This window comes from Paraburkholderia sp. RL17-368-BIF-A (assembly GCF_046054045.1).
GTDB classification, from domain to species: Bacteria; Pseudomonadota; Gammaproteobacteria; order Burkholderiales; family Burkholderiaceae; genus Paraburkholderia; species Paraburkholderia graminis.
Window position 1 is genome coordinate 301,387 of record NZ_JARESN010000002.1, and the last position, 19,864, is coordinate 321,250.

The 19,864-nt window shown below is 60.7% G+C and carries 17 protein-coding genes; 7 read left to right on the forward strand and 10 right to left on the reverse strand.

Going from position 1 to position 19,864, the window contains the following annotated elements; genetic code table 11:
• Positions 1–309: 309 nt before the first annotated feature.
• The 4 genes from P0D87_RS04480 (at position 310) to P0D87_RS04495 (ending at position 4,435) form a co-directional block, all read left to right on the forward strand.
• On the forward strand, positions 310–657 hold the full coding sequence (locus P0D87_RS04480; protein ID WP_082367094.1) for a hypothetical protein: 348 nt from the start codon (positions 310–312) through the stop codon (positions 655–657).
• 97 nt (positions 658–754) lie between these two features.
• The gene (locus tag P0D87_RS04485) at positions 755–2,044 is read left to right on the forward strand and encodes an LssY C-terminal domain-containing protein (protein ID WP_053860721.1); all 1,290 of its coding nucleotides are present in this window, start codon (positions 755–757) and stop codon (positions 2,042–2,044) included.
• A complete protein-coding gene (locus tag P0D87_RS04490) occupies positions 2,041–3,294 on the forward strand; it encodes an LssY C-terminal domain-containing protein (RefSeq protein WP_053859230.1) in 1,254 nt (417 codons plus the stop codon). Before P0D87_RS04485 ends, P0D87_RS04490 begins: the two co-directional genes overlap by 4 nt.
• A 58-nt stretch (positions 3,295–3,352) precedes the next feature.
• Entirely contained in the window at positions 3,353–4,435 is a 1,083-nt protein-coding gene (locus P0D87_RS04495) for a lipase family protein (RefSeq protein WP_321175861.1), read from the forward strand.
• 90 nt (positions 4,436–4,525) lie between these two features.
• Here P0D87_RS04495 and P0D87_RS04500 read toward each other — a convergent pair whose 3' ends face one another.
• The 7 genes from P0D87_RS04500 to glmS all read right to left on the reverse strand — a co-directional run bounded on the left by P0D87_RS04500 (position 4,526) and on the right by glmS (position 12,931).
• Positions 4,526–5,485 carry a glycosyltransferase family 2 protein gene (locus P0D87_RS04500; RefSeq protein WP_006046794.1) on the reverse strand — a complete coding sequence of 320 codons (960 nt, stop codon included), beginning with the start codon at positions 5,483–5,485 and terminating at the stop codon, positions 4,526–4,528.
• A gap of 35 nt (positions 5,486–5,520) precedes the next feature.
• The gene (locus P0D87_RS04505; RefSeq protein ID WP_006046795.1) at positions 5,521–6,825 is read right to left on the reverse strand and encodes a flippase; all 1,305 of its coding nucleotides are present in this window, start codon (positions 6,823–6,825) and stop codon (positions 5,521–5,523) included.
• Positions 6,826–6,873: 48 nt separating this feature from the next.
• Positions 6,874–7,827, reverse strand: a complete 954-nt coding sequence (locus P0D87_RS04510) for a GlxA family transcriptional regulator (protein WP_006046796.1) — start codon at positions 7,825–7,827, stop codon at positions 6,874–6,876.
• A 158-nt stretch (positions 7,828–7,985) separates the two neighbouring features.
• Positions 7,986–8,198 (reverse strand): hypothetical protein, encoded by a 213-nt coding sequence (locus P0D87_RS04515; RefSeq protein ID WP_006046797.1) that lies wholly within the window; start codon positions 8,196–8,198, stop codon positions 7,986–7,988.
• Positions 8,199–8,210: 12 nt separating this feature from the next.
• On the reverse strand, positions 8,211–8,948 hold the full coding sequence (locus P0D87_RS04520) for an AraC family transcriptional regulator (protein ID WP_006046798.1): 738 nt from the start codon (positions 8,946–8,948) through the stop codon (positions 8,211–8,213).
• A gap of 478 nt (positions 8,949–9,426) precedes the next feature.
• Positions 9,427–10,959, reverse strand: coding sequence for a N,N-dimethylformamidase beta subunit family domain-containing protein (locus tag P0D87_RS04525; protein WP_171799963.1), 1,533 nt, complete (start codon positions 10,957–10,959; stop codon positions 9,427–9,429).
• Between the two features lie 133 nt (positions 10,960–11,092).
• Positions 11,093–12,931: a glutamine--fructose-6-phosphate transaminase (isomerizing) gene (glmS, locus tag P0D87_RS04530; RefSeq protein ID WP_053859228.1), complete on the reverse strand. Its 1,839-nt coding sequence runs from the start codon at positions 12,929–12,931 to the stop codon at positions 11,093–11,095.
• Between the two features lie 296 nt (positions 12,932–13,227).
• Between glmS and P0D87_RS04535 the strand changes: the two genes are divergently transcribed.
• On the forward strand, positions 13,228–14,109 hold the full coding sequence (locus P0D87_RS04535) for an NmrA family NAD(P)-binding protein (protein WP_053859227.1): 882 nt from the start codon (positions 13,228–13,230) through the stop codon (positions 14,107–14,109).
• Positions 14,110–14,251: 142 nt separating this feature from the next.
• Here P0D87_RS04535 and P0D87_RS04540 read toward each other — a convergent pair whose 3' ends face one another.
• Both P0D87_RS04540 and P0D87_RS04545 read right to left on the reverse strand, forming a co-directional pair.
• Complete coding sequence (locus P0D87_RS04540; protein WP_006046802.1) at positions 14,252–15,166, reverse strand: glutaminase; 915 nt, start codon at positions 15,164–15,166, stop codon at positions 14,252–14,254.
• 92 nt (positions 15,167–15,258) lie between these two features.
• Positions 15,259–16,851 (reverse strand): DHA2 family efflux MFS transporter permease subunit, encoded by a 1,593-nt coding sequence (locus P0D87_RS04545; RefSeq protein ID WP_006046803.1) that lies wholly within the window; start codon positions 16,849–16,851, stop codon positions 15,259–15,261.
• A gap of 313 nt (positions 16,852–17,164) precedes the next feature.
• Here P0D87_RS04545 and P0D87_RS04550 point away from each other — a divergent pair, with 313 nt between their 5' ends.
• Together P0D87_RS04550 and P0D87_RS04555 are read left to right on the forward strand one after the other, a co-directional pair.
• Positions 17,165–17,824 carry an alpha/beta hydrolase gene (locus P0D87_RS04550; RefSeq protein ID WP_006046804.1) on the forward strand — a complete coding sequence of 220 codons (660 nt, stop codon included), beginning with the start codon at positions 17,165–17,167 and terminating at the stop codon, positions 17,822–17,824.
• Positions 17,825–18,027: 203 nt separating this feature from the next.
• Entirely contained in the window at positions 18,028–19,080 is a 1,053-nt protein-coding gene (locus tag P0D87_RS04555) for a rod shape-determining protein (protein WP_006046805.1), read from the forward strand.
• 114 nt (positions 19,081–19,194) lie between these two features.
• Here the strand turns inward: P0D87_RS04555 and P0D87_RS04560 are convergent, their stop codons facing one another.
• Complete coding sequence (locus tag P0D87_RS04560; RefSeq protein ID WP_006046806.1) at positions 19,195–19,596, reverse strand: hypothetical protein; 402 nt, start codon at positions 19,594–19,596, stop codon at positions 19,195–19,197.
• Between the last annotated feature and the right edge of the window lie 268 nt (positions 19,597–19,864).

A 19,864-nucleotide genomic window follows, 5' to 3' on the forward strand; every position in this document is an offset into this window, starting at 1 on the left:
CAATGATATCGAACTGGAGTGGCCGTGGAATTTGTCCTGTTACTCGCAATCTTTTTGACATCGAGTGGCTTTCTTATAGCGGCTCCGCGTACACCGGAACCGCCTGCCGCCGTCGCTGCCGTGACGCCGTCTGCCGTTGGCTCTATCGCGGGTAGCGAGGTCGCGTTGCCACCACCCTCTGAATCCGCCGCGACGGTAACCGTATCCAGTGCCCATGCTCTGGAGCCGGCCCGTCAGCAGTAACTCGAGGACCACCGCGGCGTTGATCTACGCGCCTTTTCAAAAGCAACATTCAACCGGACGTGAAAAATGAAACCGTTATCGCTTCTTCTCGTGACCGTTGCTGTGTCAGCCTGTGCAAACCAACCCATGCCGCCGGGCGCGCAAGCGGTCGGAGAAAGCCAACGGTCTACGCCTGTCGTCGCGCAATGCATCGCGAAGGACTGGGCCGACCGGTCGCAACAACAGGTCATATCGCAGGTGATCGTGGCGAACGACCAGGCCATGGATGTCTATGTGCCAGGTCAGCAGCCTCCGGGTGGCGCAGCCGCCCTGGTGCGGCCATCGTGGACGGGTAATAGCAAAACGTCGGTCGGCTTCCGTGCAGGTAGCGGGGGAGGCAGCAATGCGATGGGAGATGTAGGAGGCTGCCTTTAGGCGGCGAACAGGTACTCAAATGACTCTGCCTCGAGAAGCATTCACCCCGGTTCACTGACGGGAACGCCGCCCCGGGTCGCGGCAAATGGGTGACGCGATGGATCACATCGTGAATCGACTGCTGCCTGCAGTTGTCGTTGCTTTCATGCTATGCGGTTGCGCTATTACGTTGCCGGGCGCCGGCGGACTCGACTATCAAAGCCGCGCCGTCACGCGTAGCGAACGAGGACTCCGTGTTTCCGGTTCGGTGCTTTCGGCCGAAGAGAGCGAGAGCGTTTATGGCGTAGCGCTCGCAAAAAAGGGCATTCAGCCCGTATGGGTCGAGGTGCAAAACGACGACACGTCCAGCTACTTTCTGATGTCGCCGGGCCTCGACCCCAACTTCTTTCCCGCCTCCGAAGCGGCCGAAGCATTCGCCGGCAGCAAATCGTCGGTTGCAGGCGATGACATCGAGCGACGCTTTCGCGCACTCGCCTTCCGTAACCCCGTGTTGCCGGGCCACACTGTGTCCGGTTATATCCTGACCAATCTCTCCGAGGGCGCCAAGCTCATTCAGCTCGATCTTGTCGCAAGCGGTCGGGCGCAAACATTTTCCTTTCTCATGGTGGTGCCCGGCTTCTACGCCGATTACCACGTTAGCGCGGTGTTTCGCCGTGAGGTCTATCCGCCGGGGAGGATGGTGGACTACACCGACGACGGCGCGTTGCGCGCCGCGCTCGAATCGCTTCCGTGCTGCGCAACCAGCGAAGACGGCGCGAAGAATGGCGACCCGCTCAATCTCGTCATCGTGGGCGGTCTCGACGACGCATTTCCCGCACTCGTTAGACGAGGCTGGAGTCCGACCGAACAGAAATGGTCCGGCTCGATCATGAAGACCGTCACGTCCGCATTTTCCGGCGAGCGCTATGTCAATGCACCCGTGAGCGATCTCTATCTGTTCGGGCGGGCGCAGGACCTCGCATTGCAGAAGGCGCGCGACACCATCCACCAGCGCAATCACTTGCGGCTCTGGCTCAGCCCGATGCGCTACCGTGGCAAGCCCGTGTGGGTCGGTCAGATCAGCCGGGATATCGGCGTGCGTCTGACATTCCACTCGCCCACGCTGACGACGCACAAGATCGATCCCGATGTCGACGAAGCACGTACCGCGCTGACCGAAGACATGGCCTATTCACAGAACCTGCAGAAGATCGGCTTCGTGAAAGGAGTCGGCGCAGCCCCGCAAAGCGCACCGGGCCAGAATCTGACTACCGACCCGTACTACACCGACGGCCTTCGCCAGGTCCTCGTATTCGACCGGCAGCCTACCTCGCTCTCGGGTATCGAATTTTTTCCATGGGAGTCGGTTGCAAAGTTCAACGCCGTGCCCGCGGGAGCAGATCAATGAACGAATCGCCAACGCTTCGGCGTGCGTTGACGCGCGTTGCCGGCAGCGTTGTGCTTCTATTCGTTTGTGGCGGCTGTGCGACCTGGACCGCGCCCGTCAGCCCCGACGATGCGCCGCTGCGTCAGCGTGCGGTCAGCGACACGAGGCAAGGCGCGCGCGTCAGCGTAGCCGTTCTAGGCGCCGACGACAGCAGGCGCATGATCGGCGCCGACATCGGCAGCAGCAACATTCAGCCGCTCTGGATCGAAGTCGAGAACCATACACCGCAAGCGTTATGGTTGCTGCACTCTGGAACCGACCCGGACTACTTTTCGCCACTCGAAGTCGCATGGTCGATGCACACGCTTCTCGGCGGCGCGACGAACGCGGACATCGACAGCCACTTGAACAAGCTTGGATTCAAAAATCCCGTCCCGGCTGGAGAAACGCGCAGCGGCTTTCTATTCGCCAACCCGGACCGGCAGATCAAGCTCGTCAACATCGATCTTTTCGCAAGCAGAACACTGATTCCTTTCTCACTGTTTCTGCCCGTACCGGACGACGCCGCCGACCCGCGTTTCGCGCTCACTCCATTCCAGTACCAGCAGGCGGCTTTGACCGACTACCACGACCTCGCGTCGCTGCGGGCCGCGCTCGAACGGATGCCGCGCTGCGCGACGAGCGAGCACGGCGAGACGGAAGGCGATCCCCTGAATGTGATCGTGATCGGCAAACTGGGAGACATCGGCGCCGCGATGGTGCGCCGTAGCTATCGCCGGGAGATGCGGAAAAGCGACTATTCGCAGTGGCTATTCGGACGCACGCCGGACGTCGTCCTGCGCAAGCAGGCCCAGGCGGGTGCGTTGTCGACTTCATTGCGCGCGTGGCTCACGCCCATTCGCTTTAACGGCGACCCGGTGTATGTCGCGCAAGCCGGACGTCCTGTCGGGGGCCGCTTCGCGCATCACGATACGGCGGATGACACGCTTCATGATGACGTCGACGAGGCCAGGAACTTCCTCATTCAGGACATGATGTATTCGGGCGGTCTCGACAAGCTCGGCTTTGTGTACGGCGTCGGTCCATCGACACAGGCACACCCGCGGACAACGCTGAACGGCGCGCCGTATCACACCGACGGACTACGCGCCGTGATGTTCTTCGCCACTCGTCCGCTCAGTTTTGCGAACGTGGAATTGCTCCAGTGGGTGCCATACCTCGAACAGCGCGAGTCTTCCACGAACCGGCAGAGTGGCGATGCAGGTAAGTAAGGCGCTCCGTCAGCAACGAAGCGGCGCGGTGCGCCGGCGCGTTTTGCATCGGCGGGCATTGAGCAGGCACTGCATCCACGGCGCGGCGCTAGCGGCCATTCTCGCGCTCGCTGCATGCGCAACGAAGCCGCTCATTCCCTACTCGACGGAGACGCCGCCCCTCGCTCTCGTGGAGGCATCGCAGGCCGGCGTGCAAGACAAGCGGGCTCGCTTTCGCGAGATTTACTGTGCGGTGCTCGAAGCGCACGGCTCAGCGCTGCCTGACTACCGTCCTTGCGAAGACGCACTCACACGCGTGGGCGCCGAGCCTGCCGGTACAGGTGCGCCCGTCGATCTCGGGCAATCGGCACGCCACCTCATCGCGGCAGTGGTGCCCGGCATCGGGTACGACTGCTTCAGGCCGTGGCTGAATCCTCCGAACACCGTCGTTCAAAACCTGCGGCAATCCGGTTACGACGGGATCATGCTGAACGTGGACGGGCTGTCGGGCTCGGCGAACAACGCACGCCAGATCCGCGACGCTGTGATGGCCATGCCGATGTCCGAAGGCGCAGCGCAACTGGTGCTGATCGGCTACTCGAAGGGCGCGGCCGATATTCTCGAGGCCGTCGTCGCGTATCCGGAGATTCGCAGCCGCGTGGCGGCTGTCGTCAGCGCGGCGGGGGCGGTTGGCGGATCGCCGCTTGCCAACGACGCCGAGCAATACCAGGCGGACATGCTGCGGCACTTTCCGGGCGCGGCTTGCCACTCGGGAGACGGCGGCGCTGTGCAAAGCCTGCGGCCCGTCACGCGCAGGGCGTGGATGGCCAACCATCCGCTTCCGCGCGATCTGCGCTACTACTCGCTCGTGACCTTTCCGCAGCCCGAGCGCATTTCGTCGATACTCGAATCGAGCTACGAAAAACTCTCACGAGTCGACGCCCGCAACGACAGCCAGGTGATCTTCTACGATCAGGTCGTGCCCGGCAGCGTCTTGATGGGTTACGTCAATGCGGATCATTGGGCACTGGCCGTGCCTGTCTCTCGAACGCACACGACGATCGCATCGTTGTTCGTCACGCAAAATGCCTACCCTCGCGAGGCACTGACAGAGGCGATTCTGCGTTTCGTGGAAGAGGATATGGCAACTTCCGGAATGTGAAGGCAGTGCCTTTATGCAGTACCGCTATTAGCGCGCGGCGCAGCAAAGTAGCGGCGCCGCGCTCTAAAAGCGACCCAGCTTTAAAGCAACTCAAACTTCCGGCTTCAGCCGATACAGTTCCGGCACGAGCGCGAGCAACAGACGCTTCGCCGAAAAAAGCCGCGGCGAGATATGCGTGGCCACATACCACGTCGCCGCCACATTCATGCTGCGCAGCTTCAGATCGGGGCCGACCAGCGCGCTTGCAAAATGCAGATCGCCGAGCGTCTTGCCGATGATCTCCTGCTTGATGCGCGCGCGCTCCGGCGGATCGAGCGCAATGAAAGACAGCGCCGACACCTCGTGAAGCAACCGGTACATGCTGTTGTAGTGGTGCAGCGTCTTCGTCGTGAACATCGTCGAATCCATGCGCAATCTTCTTTTAAAGAGCGCCTGGTTCAGCACTGCCAGCTTAAGTCGTTGCTGCAGCAACAACGCAGCGAAGAAGTGATTGTCCTCATACACGATGCCTTCTATGAAACGCAGATTGCCGATGGCCGAACGCCGCGTGATAAAGCAGCACGGCGAAACAAAATAGCGCCCTTGCCGCAACGATTCGACGACGAACTCTTCCGACCACAACGTCGCGCTTCCGAGCGGCCGGCGGTAGCCGTTGACTTCCTGCTTGTACATCGGCGCATCGTTCGGGAATACCGCGGCTTCGAACATCACCGCGTCGATCTCGGGATTGCTGAATTCGCGGTGGCAGACGCTCAACGTGTCGGTGTCGATCAGGTCGTCGCTGTCCATGTAGTACACATACGTGCCCGTGGTCAGCGAAGTGCCGAGATTGCGTGCCGCGGATTGCCCGCGATTCGGCTGATAGACGTAGCGAAAGCGCGGGTCGCTGTCGCAATAGCGCTGTGCAATCGCGGCGGTGCCGTCCGTGGAGCCGTCGTCGACAAGGATCAGCTCGAAGTCCGTGAAGGACTGGGCCGCAACGCTCGCGAGCGCTTCGTCGAGATAGTGCTCAACGTTGTAGGCCGGCACGATGATGGAAAAAGCGGGCATAAGGCACCTCGATTGTTTGATAGCAGAACCGCAACTCAACCAGCATCCGCGCCGCGTGCTTCCTGACGCGCCCCGGATGCAACCGGCATGAGCGCCGCGCCTCGCGAGGCAGGTGCAACGCCGCGGAAATACAGCCACATGAAGGCCACCGCGCCGACCACCTCGGTCAGGATCACGGCGACGATCGTTCCTTTCGCGCCGCCGTAGCGGGTGAGCGGAACCACATAGAGAAGATGCAGAACCGTCGCGCCGAGAAACACATTCGTGAGCGAACGCGCGCGGCCTTGAGCGAGCAACCCGAGATCGCCGAATACGACAGCGACGCTGATGATGGGCGGCAAGACGGCTTCGAGTCTCAGGAGAGGAATCGATGCATGAAACTGCGGCCCAACCCATGTTTCGATACCCCACGCCGCGAGCAATTCGATGCCGACAAAAAGGCTGATCGATGTCGAGAACACGGCGAGCATCGCCATTCGCATCAGGCGCTGCGCGGCTTGCGGATCGGTCGCGTGGTATTGACTGATGCGCGGATAGAAAGCCTGACTGATCACCATGAACATGGCCTGCGCGGCCACGCGAATCTTGTCCGCCATCGCGAACTGACCGACCACTTCCGGTCCGTGGAAGTAGTTCAGAAGAATCGAGTTGAAGTTCACATAGAAGCTGATCAATACAAAAGAGAGGAACAACGGAAAGCCGTCTTTCAGCGCGTCGACAATCTTTCTCGTGGATATGCCGACGAGTTTCACCAGCCTGTTGCGATGAAGAATCCACAGCGCGCAAATGGCGAGCAGTACATTGCCGAGACTGACGCCCAATGCAGCAAGCGCGGCATCGCCCGGTCCTTTCACTGCAAGATAGACGAAGGCGAGACCGAGAAGCCGCGAAACAAACGTCGGCAACACCAACGCGCGCATGCGTTCCAGGCCCTGAAACAGCCATACCGGCGTAACCGCGTTGGCGACGATGCCGAGAAATAGCGCGCCGAGTACATCGGCGTGATCTCGCAGATCCGGCACGAATGCAATGCCCGCTACGATCAGAAGAAGCGCCGCTGCAACCAGTACGAGCCGCGCGGCCGATGTACTCGTATAGACCTCGGCGAGCCCGTGAGCGTCGCCGCGTTTGACCGATACGAGTCGCGTTGCGGTGAAGTTGAAGCCATAGTCGGTCAGCAGCACCATGTATTGCGCGACAGCCTGACAATAGGCCAACACCCCGAACTCTCTTGCACCGAGTACATGACCCAGGTACGGCAACATCAGCAACGGTACGATGTAATTGCCGCCCTGAATCAGAATCAGATAGAACAGCGTGTTGCGAATCGGAGTCGTCATAAAAATACGCCTGGTGCAATAGTGGCTTTCCTCATGCGTCAAGCCGCTCTACAGGCTCAAATGCCGCTGTGCACGGAATTCGGTGGGCGACATGCCGTACCTTTCCTTGAAGAGACGGCCCAGACGATTACCGTCGCCCATTCCGCACCGCCGCGCAATTTTCCCAACTGGGATATTGGTGGAACTCAGCATTGTCCGGACCACGTCGAAGCGCGTGCGCAGCAGGTACTCCAGCGGCGTCATGCCGAATTCCTGCTTGAAACGGCGCCGGAAATTGCGCTTGCTCATTGCCGCGGATTCGGCTGCCTGCGCAACGGAAATTGGCTTGCTGTAGTTCTCCTGGATCCAGCGTGCCGACTCGCGAACCTTGCTTGCGGTGGTGAGCGATTTGGCGTCGCCTTCGCGTGGCCTTGTGTGCTTGATCGCATTCGTCTGCAGTTCAAGCGCGACCTTTCTGGCGATCTGCGGACCGAGGTCGCGCTCGATCTGCGAAAGGGCTAGCTCGGCGGGCGTTGCGCCGTTAATGCGGGACGCCACGAAGTCATCGTCGAATAGAAAGACAGGTACTGCCAGCCGTGAAGCGTTTTTGTAAACCACTGCGAGCTTCGACCCTTGCGTGATGCGAAGCGATGCCATTGCGCCGTGACGCGTGATCCATGAATGCAGCCGGTCATTCGGTTCCGTTGGCGCCGCCGTGTCGCGGCACGCCACGAAGAACGCGTGAAAATCGCCCACGCTGTAACGGCTCAGTTGTTCCGTGAAGATCGAAATGCCGCACGAGCTTGTGACGACGCCGCCTTCTTCTGACAATACCGTAAGCCGGTACGGCGGGTCTTCGCCACGATGCAGTTGCGCCATGTTCGCAAGGCGAAAAGCATCGCCAATCGCGCCAGTACTTGCCGTGAAGAAGTTCTGCGACACGAGAAGGCCAATGTGCCTCGGCGGTTCCAGACAGTCGGGCTTCTCATCGACGTGCGGCCTGGAGAGTTCAACGAGATCCATCACGATTAGGGCTCCCAATATATTTATCAAATGCACTAAAAGTCTGGCAACAGCCTGAATTGTAGTGAGCGCGGATTCGGTAAAAGTCCGCTAATCGGCGGCGCAGCCGCCAATTGCTTGTCGCGCCTCGCCAATGCGCGGATCTTCTGAAACCGCGGTTATCCGCGCCGCTTTGCGGCCCGGATAGCGTCGGCAATGGAGCAGAAAATCCGCACCGGAATCAATACAATCGCCACCACCAGAAAAACGACAATCACCGCCGCGACATAAACCGTTGCAAAGCCAGTCAATATCACGGTGAACGCAAACCTTTCGGCACGCGAAGCCAAGGGCTGGTCTCGCCAGTGACCCCGCGGCCGGCCTTCTTCCATGGTCGCACTCGCTTAGGCGGAACCCGTGCGGGCGCGGCGCCGAAACTCCGTTGGCGAGACTCCGAAGCGCTTGCGAAAGAGCTTCGCGAGTTGCGACCCGTTGCCCATGCCGCTGCGCCGAGCGATCTTGTCGACCGGAAGATCGGAGTCGGCTAGCAGCCTGCGCGACCGGTCGAGCCGAGCCCTCAACAGGTATTCGGAAGGCGGCGTGCCGATCTGTTGCCGGAACCGGCGCAAGAAGGTTCGTTCGCTGATCGCGGCGCGCTGAGCGACTTCGGCAATCGAAATGTCGTGCTCGCAGTTTTCAGTGAGCCACTGCGCGAGCGCGTGAATCTTCTCGTCTTCGCGCTTCGGCTTAACGGACGTTGCGCCGCTTGCATCATCTGCCTGCGGAAAGAAGCTGATGCGTATTTCGGCGGCGCGTGCAATCACGGCGCCCTGAACTGTGTGGTCCAGGATCCATACCGGCGCAATTAAATCTTGACAATTCAAATTGGACCTTACGATAGAGGCGAGAGTTGCATCCGTATCCGGCGCAATCAGCATTTGCATCTTATCGGCGTGCTCGGGCGCGCGAGGAATAGACATCGCGTTTGCAGTAGCCGATTGATCGAGATGCATTTCGTTTTCGCCGGATTGAAGATCGCGGCTTGAAACGATGTCGATATGTGCATTCGTATTAATTAGACGAAGTACTTGTGCCGCTTTATCAGTCGGCAGGAGGCAACTAGCGGGGCCGAGTTTATTCATGCTGTCTCCTGGTGTTCAAGGTCTAACGAGTTATTGGTAATGCCGCTCAGGTATGACAGTGCTTGTGTTGGGCGCGAGCGAAGAAGCGTTGGAGAAGACGATGCTTACGCAATCTTTCTTCGTTTGGGATTTGAATGGAAGGATACGCTGTAAGGCTGGTTGCGTGCTCACCTAAATTCAGCCTCCACCGGCCAACCTTGGCTGACAACGTAGAGGTGCTCGATGGCGTGCCGCGCGACGAACGAGCGCGGGCGCCGGACGGCTCAACCGCCGGTTCGAGTACTGTGTCAAAGGCGTTAAACCGATAAGAAATGTGGCAAGAAAAACGCGTAATGAAGCCCGTTTCGAAAGTTCTGAGAAGCGGTACAAAATGCCTTAGAAAACGTTTGTTCACACGCTTGAAGCATCGACTCAAGCGCGTCATGAGCGGACAACATCGTGTGCGCAACGGTCACTGCGTTCATGACCATCATTGCGCTCAACCCGCGTCGGTTTGCAATGCGGCTTCGCCGCCTGCATCGGCCGCTTCGTGCAGCGGACGCTTCTGCTGTGTTGCGTTTATCTCCTGCGCGCCGGTGTATTGGCGAATCACGTTGCGGGTGATCTGCTGCACGACGTCATGGCTCTGCGCCGTGCTGTCCGTCAGCACACGAGCCCAGTCTGTCGTACCCACATTAAAGACTTCTCCCGCACTGCGGCGGCCGTCTCGCAGCAGTGGACGAAATAAGCCGATCGCGCCAGCACCGCCCATTTCCCATCCTGTGAGCCGTTCGGTAACCGCAAGCCTTTCGATTGCATCGTCGGGCCAGTCCGGCGGGATGCCGTCCGCTTCATAGCCGACGAGCCGATCTTCTGCGCCAAAGCTTTCACCTTGTTGCAGTTGAGTTCCTGCAAATACCCAATGGTCCGGCCGTTTGACGGTAAAGCCAATTGCCTGACGCTCGCACTTCACCCAGCGGCGACGCCACCGCGACCACGTGCCCCAGTGGCCGCCGCCGTGCTTATAGGTCAGTCCAATCAAATGGCTTTCATTGCCGCTTACGCGCGGATCGAGATCGATCTGTTCCTTGAGTACATCCCAGTTGTCCGCAAGCTTGCGCATCTCGCTGAGTTGACCCGGTTCAGCGCCGATAAACCTCACAGGCCGATAACACGTATTGCCGCTGAAAACAGCGACGTTTCCGCCCTGCGTGACGAAATACGCGACATGTGCGCGCATTTCCTCGCTCCAGTACTCGTGATGACCGACGCTCAGCATGCAGCGGTAGCGAGTCAGGTCGAGCGCGGTCGCGCTGTGCAAGTCGAGATCCGTATAAAAGTCGCAGGCAATGCCTTCGTTGCGCAGCCACCGGATAAACTTCGCGTCCCAGTGAGCGAATTGCTGACGGGTCGAGCGTGTGTCGTAGGGATCGTCCGGTTCGCCGAGCCGTGCGCCGAGTCCGCCGCCGGGGCGAAGCAAGCTCACTTTGTTTGCGGCGCGATAACGGTGAATGCGGTCGTCGTAGAAGCTTCCGCCACCCGTGGAGTTATAGGCGTGGTAGGTGGCCGTCGGAATGATGTACGCGAGCGTGGCGGTGGGCGTGCGTGGCCGTGCGATCACAAGCGCCATGCTGTCGCTGTCGGGCCGTGCTGCGAAGATCGGCCGATGCGCGGCGCACGCGCGCCCGAGTTCCTGCGTCGGCTTTCCTGCGGCGTCGACTTCATAGGCGATCGCCACATAGGCGCCGCTGTGCAAGTTCGCGACGTTCGGGCGAATGTCGATTGTCGGCCAATTCCAATCCTCGTCGAAGCGCTTTGCCGCGCTATTGCCTGTAGATTGGAATACGTATTTGCCGTCCAGCAGATTGGCGGTCACATTGTTCTTACCTGTAACCACCACGCCGCACAGGCTCGTGAGCGAGTCGTCGTCCTGCTGCTGATAAATGGCGATGCTAAAGCGCCTGCCGGGCTGCACCGCGAGTTCAAAGCTGGCTCCCGCAGTAAAGCTCGGATGAATCGGATAGATCTGCATGTTCGCTTTCCTTGCGCGAATAAGCGAGGCAGTGGCCCGCCAATGAGTTCCGATTACATTGCGGCGCGCGGTTTATGTCCGCGCAACCGTTTGCTTGTACACCCATGCGCGCAGTGCGTCTGTGCGCTATGCCTCATTCGACAGTGACGGACTTCGCGAGATTTCGCGGCTTGTCGACGTCGGTGCCGCGTGCGCACGCGGTGTGATACGCAAGCAGTTGCAGCGGCACGACATGCAGGATCGGCGACAGGCTGCCGTAGTGCTCGGGCATGCGGATCACGCGAAGTCCATCGCCACTCGCAATTCGTGAATCCGCATCGGCGAATACATACAATTGGCCGCTGCGTGCCCTGACTTCCTGCATATTCGATTTGAGCTTGTCGAGCAGCGCGTCGTTGGGCGCCACCGTGACGACCGGCATCTGGCTCGTCACCAGTGCAAGTGGCCCATGTTTCAATTCGCCTGCGGGATAGGCTTCCGCGTGCACGTACGAGATCTCTTTCAGCTTTAATGCGCCTTCGAGCGCGATCGGATAATGCAGGCCGCGGCCGAGAAAGAGTGCATGTTCTGTGCGCGCGAACGCTTCTGCCCACGCGACGATTTGCGTTTCCAGCGCGAGCACGCTGTTCAGTTTCGCCGGCAAGCGATGCAGTTGATCGAGAAACGCCGCCTCCTGTGCAGCGGGAAGGCGCCCGCGCTGTTTGCTAAGCGTCAAGGCGAGCAGGAACAGCGCAACTAGCTGCGTTGTGAAGGCTTTTGTCGACGCAACGCCGATTTCCGGTCCCGCACTAGTCAGATGCTGGAACTGCGCCTGCCGCATCATCGTGCTGCTTGCGACATTGCAAATAGCCAACGTGTGCCGATGGCCCTGAGATTGAGCGTGCTTGAGCGCGGCGAGCGTATCGGCGGTTTCGCCCGATTGCGATACGACCACGACCAGCGTATTGGGACTCGCCACACTGCTGCGATACCGGTATTCGCTCGCGACTTCCACTTGCGCCGGTACTTTGGCGAGCGATTCGAACCAGTACTTCGCTGTCATGCCCGCGTAATAACTCGTGCCGCACGCCACTATCAGAAGCGAGTCGATTTCGCGAAACGCGTGCCGCGCCCCCGCGCCGAATAGGTCGGCGGTAATGGTGTGAACGTTTTCAATTGCGTCTGCAATGACACTTGGCTGCTCGAAGATCTCTTTGTGCATGTAATGCCGATACGGGCCGAGTTCCACTGCGCTCGTGCTCGATCGCTGCAATTTGATTTCGCGCTGCACCGCATGGCCGGCGCGATCGACGACCCGTACACCGTCCAGTGTCAATTCCGCTATATCGCCTTCTTCCAGATAAATGAAGTTCTCCACCGTCCCGGCAAGCGCCATGACGTCGGACGCGAGATAGTTGCCTTGCTCTCCCAGGCCGATGACGAGCGGAGAACCGGCCCGTGCACCGATCACCCGGCCCGGATCGCTACTCGCGAATACGGCAATTGCGTAAGCGCCGTGAAGCCGTTCGAGCGCATGGCGAACGGCAGAAAGCAGGTCGCTTTCATGTTCTCCGCCTTGCTTTTTCCACGCATGGTGAATCAGATGCGCGACAACTTCCGTATCGGTGTCCGACTCAAACACGTAGCCGAGTACTCCCAGTTCTTCTCGTAACGCCTCGTGGTTTTCAATGATGCCGTTATGCACGATGGCGATTTCGCCGCTGGAAAAGATCGGATGGGCATTCCTCGTGACAGGCGCTCCATGAGTCGCCCAACGTGTATGTGCGATACCGATCATTCCCGACAGGTTAGCTTCGGCAACTTCTGCCGCGAGACTCGCGACGCGCGCGACGCTGCGCACTCGACGCAGTGCGCCTTGCTGAAGAACCGCGATTCCGCACGAGTCGTAGCCGCGATACTCGAGTCGCCGCAAGCCCTCGGTCAACGTGGAAGTGACATCGCGGCGATCCACTGCTCCTACGATTCCGCACATGGAAGGTCTCCTGATTTCGCAGCGATTCATACGAAAGTACTGGCGCTGTTCGATCTGTTGCATTGCAACCAAGCATAGACATCGCGAGGCGGCGCGAGTCGAGCGCGGCGCGAAACGTTGAACGGTTGTCCGCTTAACGAGCAAGTAACGAGCACGTTGGTTTCGCGCGCAACATTCCTGAAACATATGCATGCCGATCCGTCATTGGACAAATGACATTCATGCTCTCGTGAAATGCCGGTTAAACAGCGAGAATGCGTCGCACTACCGCATTAACCATTCAAGGAGCGATGGATATGTATGCCATTAGCGGTGTGACAGGGCAGGTGGGCGGCGCGGCGGCGCGCGCTTTACTGGCTGCGGGACATGAGGTGCGTGCGGTATTGCGCGACGAGACGAAGGCCGCGCAGTGGCGTGAGCGCGGTGCCGAGATTGCCATTGCATCATTCGAAGACGCCGACGCGCTCGCCGCAGCATTTCGCGGAACAGCAGGCGTGTTTGTGATGCTCGCGCCGAATTTCGCGCCGCAGCCCGGCTATCCGAACGCACATCGGGCAGTTGCAGTGCTGAAAAAGGCGCTAGTCGACGCGCGGCCGGAGCGGGTGGCGGCATTGTCGTCGGTTGGCGGGCACCGTGAATCCGGCCTCGGGCTCATTACTCAAGTGCACATTCTGGAGCAGGCACTGGCGGAACTGCCCGCTTTGCACATACCCACTGCGATCATGCGGCCCGCGTGGTTCATGGAGAACTCGCTATGGGACGTTGCACCGGCGCGCGATACGGGCGTCATGCCGGGCTTTCTGCAGCCACTCGAGCGCGCTTATCCGATGGTCGCGACGGCGGACATCGGCCGCGTGATTGCCGATACGCTCACGCAGACGTGGCAGGGGCGGCGCGTCATCGAAATAGAAGGGCCGCAGCGTTACACGCAGCATGAGATCGCGGCGTTGCTGGGCAGTGTACTGGAGCGCGACGTGAAGGCTCAGGCGGTGCCGCGCGCCGAATGGGAAGCGCGGTTCCAGTCGCAAGGCACGGCGTGGCCGACGCCGCGCATTGAAATGCTCGACGGCTTTAACTCCGGATGGATCGACTTCGAGGGCGGCGCGAACGAGCATGTGATCGGCGAGACCGCCTATCGGACAGTACTGGCCGAACTCGTGAGGCGCGGCGCTCGATAATTACCCTAAGCTGCGAACTACAGACGAAAAGCAAATAACGAATAGCGCGACGCAACGCTTGCGTTTAAAAACAAACCGGCGCCGCGCTATTCGCTTACTCGTTATTCATCGTTGATGTCTGTGCGCCGCCGCTCATTCGCGCTTAAAAGATCGACTTGCCTGTATGCGTCGTCAACCATTCGAGCGCGAGTACACCGGCTAATGAATTGCCGTTTGCGTCGAGTCCCGGCGACCATACGCATACCGCCATTTCTCCGGGCAGCACCGCGACGATCCCACCGCCCACGCCGCTTTTAGCGGGCAAGCCGACGCGGTACACGAAGTCGCCCGCGGCGTCGTAAGTGCCGCAAGTCAGCATGAGTGCCGAAAGACGTTTCGCGGAACTCGTGTCGAGAATCCGCTCGCCGGTGGAAGGCACAACGCCGTGATTGGTGAGAAAGAGCGCGGCTTTTGCCAATTCGACGCAACTCATCGAGATTGCGCATTGGCGGCAATACGCGTCCACCACGACTTCCGGCGGCATTTCCATGTTGCCGAAGCTCGCCATGAAATGCGCCATCGCGCGATTGCGGTGAGCGTGCTGCAATTCCGATTGAGCGACGCGCGAATCGTAGTCGATGCTTGTCTCGCCCGTTACGCGCCGCATGAATTCGACGAGCGCGGTTTCGGCTTGCACGAAACGCCGGCACAGTACATCGGTGACGATCAGCGCTCCCGCATTGATAAACGGATTGCGCGGCTTGCCGTGCTCCGCCTCGAGTTGGACCAATGAATTGAAAGCATTGCCCGACGGCTCGCGGCCCACGCGTTGCCATAGCGCGTCGCCGAGCAGACGGAACGCCATTGTGCAGGCGAATAGCTTCGAAATGCTTTGAATGGAAAAGCGCGTGTCCGCTTCGCCGGTGCGGAATACTTCGCCCGACGCCGTGACGATTGCCATGCCGAAGCTCTCGGCCGGGACTTTCGCCAGTTGCGGAATGTAATCCGCAACTTTGCCCGTGCCGAGATAAGGCCGCAAGTCGCGATGAATCTGCTCGAGAATGGATGCGTAGTTCATGAGGCTCAATCCGGTGGAGCCGCGATTCTACTGGCAAGCATCCGCGAACGGTTCGATTGCGCTCCGCGATACGTGCGATACGCGTGATACGGTCAATGCGCGCCGGCTGCATCCCCGCCGCCGCCTTTGGCGGGCCGCGTAATCCATATCAGCGGAATGATCAGAATAAAGATGACCGCCGATACAAAGAAGATGTCGTTCAGGCCCATCATCGCGGCCTGCGTATTCACGGTGAAATCGAATAGCGCGTGCGCCGATTGCGTATTCAGATGCAGCAGCGATTGCGTCGAATCGATCTGTTGATTGAACAACGGGTTGTCGACGGAAGCGCGTTCGGTGAGCCGTTCATGATGCAGTACCGTGCGATTGTTCCAGGCATTGCCCGCGACGGAGGTGCCCACCGCGCCGCAAAACACGCGCACGAAATTCGACAGGCCGGCCGCCGCAGGAATCTTGTTGGGCGGCTGTCCGGACAGAATGATCGACGTCAGCGGTACGAAGAACAATGCCATCGGAATACCCTGCAATAGCGTGGGTATCACGAGATGCCAGGTGTCGATTTCGATCACGTATTTCGAGCGCATATAGAAGACGATTGCGAAGCCGACAAACGCCATCGTCGAAATGATGCGGGCGTCCGAGCGCGGCAGCACGCGGCCCATCACCGGCGCGAGAATCACGGCGAATATGCCGAGCGGCGCGGTGACGAGGCCGGCGTCGACGGAACGGTAGTTGAGGTACTCCTGCATCCATTGCGGCAATAGCACGAGGTTGCCGAAGAACACGCCATAGGCGACGGAAATGGCAATCGTGCCGCCAAGAAAGTTGCGCTCGCGAAAGAGCCGTAAATCGATGATTGGATTTTCTTCCGTCAATTCCCACACGAGAAAGAATGCGAAGCTGACGAGCGCGGTCAGCCCGAGAATCACGATGACCGGCGACGCGAACCAGTCGAGATCCTTGCCTTTGTCGAGCATGATCTGCAGCGACGCGACCCAGGTAATCAGCAGCCCGAGGCCGACCACGTCGATAGGCGGCTTGCGCGTGGGCGATTCGCGAGTGCGATAGATCATCCACGTGACGCCGGCTGCGAATAGTCCAACGGGAATGTTGATATAGAAGATCCACGACCAGCTATAGCTGTCCGTGATCCAGCCGCCGAGCGCAGGACCCGCGATCGGACCGACAGTGGCGGTCATCGCCCATAACGAGAGTGCGGTCGACGCTTTTTCCTTCGGATACGAGCCGAGCAGAATGGCTTGCGACAGCGGAATCAGCGGGCCCGCCACCGCGCCCTGAAAGACCCGCGCGAGCAGCAGGATCGGCAGCGTCGGCGCAATGCCGCACAGCCAGGACGCGATCACGAACATCAGGATCGCGCCGACGAACAGCTTCACCTGGCCGATGCGCTGCGTGAGCCAGCCGGTGAGCGGAATCGACACGGCATTGGCCGCGGCGAACACGGTGATGACCCACGTGCCTTCGTCGACGGACACGCCCAGGTTGCCCGAAATGGTCGGAATCGCGACGTTCGCAATCGACGTGTCGAGCACGTTCATGAAGGTGGCAAGCGCGACCGCGATGGTCGCCAGCACCAGTTGGCCGCCTTTCAGCGGCGGCGGAGGCGCGGGCGGCGCGGACGTGGGTGCGGGCGCGGGCGACTCCGCAGACGTGGATTGGCTCAAGACATTCTCCCGGATCGATATGCCGCGGACCTCGCGCTCGGCTTTGCGTGTGGCCGTATTACGCGGCGGGTCCGCTGGATGCTCGCAAAAGCATACCTGTAATCATCTTTCGACGTCGCCGCTGCGGGCATTGCAACGCGCCGTGAACGAAGCCGACAGCGTATGCTCGCGGCTGGACAGAACCAAACCGCATAGCGCGACGTCGAGCGCGGCGCGATCAATCGCCATTAAACGTGATCAAACCGCGAACCAACCGCGAACCAACCGAGAATCAACCGCGAATCAATTGAAGCAAAAAGGAAAGGAAAGCAATATGGCCTGGGAACAATTCGAACATGGCTGGCGGCGTGCGCCGCTGCAGGCGCCCGCCAAAGGGGTCGTGATCCTGATGCACGGCGTGGGCAGCAACGCGCGCGACCTCATGCCGCTCGCCGACATCTGGAGCGAGCGTCTGCCGGACATCGCCTTCACGTCGCTCGACGGCACCGATCCCTTCGACGGCGGCTTCGGCGGCCGTCAGTGGTTCAGTCTGCGCGACATCAACGAGGCCAACCGCGAGGCGCGCGCGACGACCGCGTACGCGGCCATGCGACGCATGCTCGAAGCCGAGCTCGCGCATTGGCAGCTTGCTTTCGGACGCCTTGCGCTAGTCGGCTTTTCGCAAGGTTCGATCATGGCGCTGCATCATGTGGCGACGAGCGCGGAAGGCGCCGCGTGCGTCGTCGCATACTCGGGGCGGCTCGCGTCGCCCGTGCTCGCGCGCAACGGCACGCCGCTCACGCTGATTCACGGCGAGGAAGACGAGGTGATCCCGGTGCAGGCGCTCGAACATGCAGCCGACGCGTTCAGCGCGGCCGGCTACACGGTGGATGCGTACGCATTGCCGGGCGTCGGCCATACGATCAGCGCGGACGGCGTCGCGCTCGGCGAGGCCGCGCTGGAGCGCACGCTCGGCGCATTGTCGCGCGATTGATACGTCCGCACGAAAAGCGGGGCTAAAGTTATTGATCGGCTTGCCGTTAACTGCTCATAGCACGAAAATCACGCCCGTCGCGGGACTGCGCAATGCTCGCGGGCTGGGCGACGGGGCGCATTTTCACACTGCCGCGCATGGAATAACGACGCGAATCGGCGACGCGAGCGCGACGCTACCGAGCGACATAACAGAGCCTTCTTATGGCCACACCGACGCCGCATCACCCGCTTTTCGATCGACTGTTCCGCCAGGCAGTGACCGTTGACCTCGGCACTGCCAACACGCTGATCTATACCGACGACGGCGGCATCGTGCTGAATCAGCCGTCGGTCGTCTGCTTCGAGAAGGATCATGCGGGCGGTGCGAAACGCGTGACGGCGGTGGGCGCCGAGGCGCGCCAGCTTCTTGGCCGCGCGCCGCGCAATCTGGAAGCCGTGAGGCCCATGCGTCACGGCGTGATCGCCAACTTTTCCGCTGCCGAGCACATGATCCGGCAATTCGTCGACATGGCGCGTCCGCGGCAATTCTTCAGCCGCCGCGCCGCGTTCACGCTGTGCGTGCCGGCCGGCGCGACCCAGGTCGAGCGCCGCGCAATCAAGGAAGCGGCCGTCGCGGCCGGCGCGTGGAAGGTGAGCCTGATCGGCGAATCGCTGGCGTCGGCGGTCGGCGCGGGCTTGCCGGTGACGGAGGCGACCGGTTCGATGGTCGTCGATATCGGCGGCGGCACGACGGAAGTCGGCGTGCTCTCGCTCGGCGGCACCGCGTACAGCGGCTCGATCCGCGTGGGCGGCGACAGCTTCGATATGGCCATCGTCAGTTACGTGCGCAATCTGTACGGCGTGCTGCTCGGCGAGCAGACCGCCGAACACGTGAAGAAGAACATCGGCACGGCCGTGCGCGACGTGCCCGCCGAGCACATGAACGCGACCGGGCGCAGCGTCGACGACGGCTTGCCGCGCACAGTGCAGTTGAGCAACCACGATATCGCCGATGCAATCGAAGGCCCGCTGCGCCAGGTGATCGGCGCGGTGAAGCGCGGGCTTGAAATGGCGCCGGCCGAACTCATCACGGATATCGCGCACAACGGCATCGTGCTGACAGGCGGCGGCGCGCTGCTCGGCAATCTCGAGCGGCGTCTCACGAACGAGCTCGGTCTCGAGGTGCGCGTCGCCGACGAGCCGCTGACCTGCGCCGTGCGCGGCGCGGGCGCCGCGGCCGCGACCGGCATGGTCGACGAATTCGCTTGCGAATGAGTCGAAGGTCGATCAGGCGGCAGCGCGCGACAGTGCCTGCATAAATAGGCACGCACGCACGCTCACTCACTCGCTCGCGCGGCGAATCACCGCTGAGCGTTCCGCGCGGCTTCGTCAGCCCTTACGATGCGCATCCTTGTCGAGCGCGAGTTCCGCTGCCTCGCCGACGAGACCGTGATAGTAGAGATGCACGCCGATCGCGAGCGAGTCGTTGCGAATTTCGTGGAAGGCTTTCCACGCCTTCGCCGGGTCCTTGAACAGCAGATAGTGCGCTTCGTGCGCGATCAGATCGGCGACTTCGTGCAGACCGTGTCCATGCAACACATCGACGAGCGCATCGAGGCTGCGATGCGTGCGCGCGTCGGTGCGCGGGTAAAGCATGTGCAGCACCGCGACATCCTGCGTCTTCAAAGCCGCCGACAACGCGACGACGATGTCCTGATGGTTCAGCGCGCTAACCGCGCTGTCGTCGCGATGGACGTGGTCCGGAAAAAGCGTTTCAAGAGAGGCGTTCATTCGGTTCTTCCTGTTCTTTCGGCTGACTGCTCTGGCTGATTAAAAGAGGCCCGCCTCTACAGCGGGCCAAAGACAGCGATGTGTTCGCCGGGCAAGCGAAACACGAAGCGAGTATCGCAGACGCACCCCTCAGCCACTCAGTGCCGCGCCAGCAAAACATTGTTTCGGTTAGCGGGCCATCTCGTCCCTTACATCGCGCCTGCCTGCACGTCGCATGCCACTGAAAAAAAACCGAAACTCGCCTGCGATAAGTTCGTCTGACGAGACG